Origin of the sequence: Virgibacillus sp. DJP39, assembly GCF_049310925.1 — a bacterium.
Classification (GTDB): Bacteria; Bacillota; Bacilli; order Bacillales; family Amphibacillaceae; genus Virgibacillus_F.
This window is the reverse complement of record NZ_JBMERP010000148.1, coordinates 1-2,597: the sequence shown is the minus strand read 5'-3', so window position 1 is coordinate 2,597 and position 2,597 is coordinate 1. Positions and strand designations below refer to the sequence as shown.

General features: G+C 39.1%; 2 protein-coding genes. Both read right to left on the bottom strand.

Going from position 1 to position 2,597, the window contains the following annotated elements; translation table 11 throughout:
• Positions 1–207 precede the first annotated feature (207 nt).
• Positions 208–951, bottom strand: a complete 744-nt coding sequence (gene istB / locus ACOI1D_RS21255; protein WP_422504174.1) for an IS21-like element helper ATPase IstB — start codon at positions 949–951, stop codon at positions 208–210.
• Positions 948–2,456 carry an IS21 family transposase gene (gene istA / locus ACOI1D_RS21250; RefSeq protein WP_422504172.1) on the bottom strand — a complete coding sequence of 503 codons (1,509 nt, stop codon included), beginning with the start codon at positions 2,454–2,456 and terminating at the stop codon, positions 948–950. Before istA ends, istB begins: the two co-directional genes overlap by 4 nt.
• Positions 2,457–2,597: the final 141 nt, after the last annotated feature.

Genomic DNA, 2,597 nt, shown 5'->3' with positions numbered 1-2,597 from the left:
TGTGTTTGGCAAGTAAAAAGTACACAAAATGGCGGTGAATTTGTACATAACCCCCTACCAGTCTAAATTATCCATTTTATCAATTTATTTACAGTGAATTTCAGGCAAGATCCACTCCTGTTAGAATGGATCAAATCTAAAATTCTTGATCTCTTGTGGAAAGTTCTCTATTTTGTTTTCAAGGTCCACTATTTCTTATCCATTTGTCTAGTTTTGCCTTGTTTCATCTGCTTTTGATAAGGCATTCCGTAATCGATAACTTTCACCTGAGAAAGATAGAATATGCGCGTGATGCACCAGGCGATCAATTATTGCTGCTGTCAAACGTTTGTCCCCGAATACTGTATTCCATTGGCCAAATTCCAGGTTGGATGTAACGATAATGCTTGTTTGTTCATAACACTCGGCGATTACACTGAAAAGTAGTTCGGCCCCATCTTTATGAAATGGAATAAATCCTAGTTCATCCAATATGACAAGGTCCGCCTTCTTTAGATCCCGAAGGAATCGGTTAATGCTTCCGTTATGATGTTTTTCTAACAACTTTGAAACTAAATCTCCTACTCGATAAAAACGAACCTCCTTGCCATGTCTACAAGCTTCAACGCCTAGTGCCGTCGAAAAATGCGACTTTCCCGTTCCCACTGTTCCCACCATCATGACATTCTCTTTCTTCTCTAAAAAGGATAAATTCTTTAACTCATCCAGCATAATCGAGGGCGGCAACGTTATGGATAACGAAGAATCATAATCTTCTAGCGTTTTATGGTTACTGAAACCAGCCTTCTTTACAAGTCGTTCCATTTTCGCCGTCTGTCTTGAATGTAATTCAATTTCTAAAAGCTTTAAAAGAAATTCCTCCCGTGTCTCTGCCTCGATATGGTGATATGCTTCGCCAATGTAAGCAAGTTTTAGTTTTTTACAATAATCCTGAATGTGGGAAGCATTCATGAACGAGCACCTCCACTCACTAATCTATTGTAAGCATTTAAATCAGGCTCATAATCTTTTAGTTCATGAGGCGTATGCGCTTCAGGTAGGAATTCAAATTCTGGGCTACTGTGAATTTGACGGTAAAGGGATTGGTAAACAATACCTTCCTGATCCCACAGATGAACAGAAACTTCTGCTAGCGCATTATCCACTTGGTTAATCGTGTAACCTTCTTTTAACCATTTTGTTAATTGTGCTATTCGTTTCTTTCGAACTGGGCTATCTAGTTGATTTAAATATAATTGAATTCTTTCTGGGAGAAGGGAATAAACCCACGTATACTCTAAAGCCCTTGGCTTCTTTTGAATAATCGCTAATTCACTCTTCCAGTCAATAACCTGCTCCTTAAATGTGTAGGGACGCGGAAACTCTGCCATTTTTTCATAATCCGAATTAAGTACCTCAAGACGATCCCAATAAGCCTTAATTAATACCGATTCATGACCTGCACCAGATGGCACAGTAAAGAACTCTTTTTCCCAACGGAACCGTCTATAGTTATCCAGTGATGCCCCAGATAATTTCATTACCTCAAAGGATTCGCTTGGAAGGAAGCGCAGCTTTTGGTGCTCCTCTTCCCACAGACTTCTGATGGGACATTTCTTTTCATAATGGATCTCTTCCAAAAAGTCGTTTGCCTTTTTTCTCATCATTTCATTAATTTGTTCCCAAGATTCCATCTCTGGCTGTGGTACCAACCAATTTCTGCGGCTGGTGCCTACCTTGTTTTCAACGTTCCCTTTTTCATTTCCTTTCGCTGGATTACAGAAAGTGGTTTGGAATCCATAGTGCAATTTAAATCGCTGAAATAAATCAGTAAGTTGCCTCTTTCCATCCTTTTTAATATGAACTACGGCAGCTGACAAATTATCAAACCAAAGCTTCCTTGGTACACCTCCTATTCGCTCAAACAATGCTTGAAGCCCATATAAAAGGCATTCAGCGTTTTCGGCTGGGAGGATGTACATAAAACCAGCGTTACTGTAGGGGAAAGACATAACTAGATATTTAATTTGAATTACCTTTTGATCATGTACAATTTCCGCAGTTCCAAAGTCTACTTGTGCCTCTCCCCCTGGGTGAATTAAATCGATGTATGTGTGCTTATCTATATCTTTACGTAATTCCTTTTTACGCTTGGATACATAATCCGTAACGGTTCTTGTTCCCCCCTCGAATCCGCATTCATCACGTAAACGATGATAAATGCGAATGTTGGTATGTCGCTGTTTCTTATGACGACGCATGTCCTCCAACAGCCAAACTTCAATAATATCAATATAATTCCCCAATACCCGATAAGCCTTCTTTCTCTTTGAAGTATCTTCACTCCAGTCTGTCCTATCTGCATGCTTCTTGACTGTTCTCCAATTTACCTTCAACTCTTTTGCGATGGCATTTATGTCCATCTCTTTTACATCCCTTAAATGTTTGATATAGTCTATTTGAGCCATTGCCAGCATCCTTTCATTTCCTCCTCATGTTTTTTAGCTGATCACATGAAGAGGTTAATAGATTTTTGGATGACTGGCAAGGCTTTTTTAGCGAAAATGCTTATGTACTTTTACACCGCCAAACTATGTATTTTTATTATGCCATAAACA